At 58.4% G+C, this 1,077-nt stretch carries 1 protein-coding gene; it reads left to right on the forward strand.

From position 1 onward, the window contains the following. On the forward strand, window positions 1–994 hold a 994-nt coding region (locus NW843_RS09645), incomplete at its 5' end, for a metallophosphoesterase family protein (protein ID WP_414522805.1). Between the last annotated feature and the right edge of the window lie 83 nt (window positions 995–1,077).

Here is a 1,077-nt window from a genome sequence, read left to right on the forward strand (position 1 = left end):
CCCCCCCCGCCGAGATCTGCGCCTCTTGGTCATCAGTGACATGAACGGCATCTACGGCTCGGTGGAATACGACCCAGAGGTGGATCGGGGCATCGGCCTCATCCCCTATCTTCAGCCGGATATTGTTTTGGGAGGAGGAGATATGGTGGCCGGTCAGGATCCCCGCCTGTCGGAGGAGCGCATTCGCGCCATGTGGGCAGCCTTCGACCGGCATGTGGCTGGCCCAATCCGTGCGGCCAAACTTCCCTACGGCTTTACCTTGGGCAATCACGATGCTTCCTGTGCCCGCACCACGCGGGGCGGCTTTCTCTTTCAAAAAGAACGGGATCTGGCCCGCGAGTTTTGGAACGATCCGGCCCACGACCCAGGTTTGAACTTTGTGGATCGGGGGGACTTTCCCTTCTACTACACCTTTGAAAAAGACGATGTGTTTTACCTAGTCTGGGATGCCACCTGCAATTACATCCCGCCCGAACAAATGGCCTGGGCGGAAGCGGCTCTGGCCAGCGAACGGGCTCAGAAGGCCAAGTTGCGCATTGTCATCGGCCATCTGCCCCTCTACGCCATCACTGTCGGGCGCGACGATCCGGGAGAAGTGCTGCTGGAGGCGGATGCCAAACGGGCTCTGCTGGAGAAGTACCGCGTCCACACCTACATCAGCGGCCACGACCACGGCTACTACCCTGGCCACAAAGGGCAACTGCAACTGCTTCACTGCGGCATTCTCGGCTCTGGCCCTCGTCCCCTCTTGGGCAGCCCTCTGCCCCCCCGCAAGACCCTCACCCTTATCGACGTGGATTTCGAGAGCCCAGATGTTACCTATTACACTACCTATCACATGCGGGATCTGAGCGTGATCGACCAAGCAGAGCTGCCCCGTTTCATCACTGGGCACAATGGCTTGGTGCTGCGCCGCGACGTCAATTGGGACAACCTCACCCCCCAAGAAATCGCCACCTGCCAAGCTCGTATTGGATCCCTGTGTCGGGATTAACGTCTCCGTCTTGGCAAAAGATTGATGAGCCGTTTGTAGATGCTGATACATTTACGCTGAACACTGCTGAACATCACTGTTCA

The organism is Synechococcus sp. R5-12 (assembly GCF_047502655.1).
GTDB lineage: Bacteria > Cyanobacteriota > Cyanobacteriia > Thermostichales > Thermostichaceae > Thermostichus.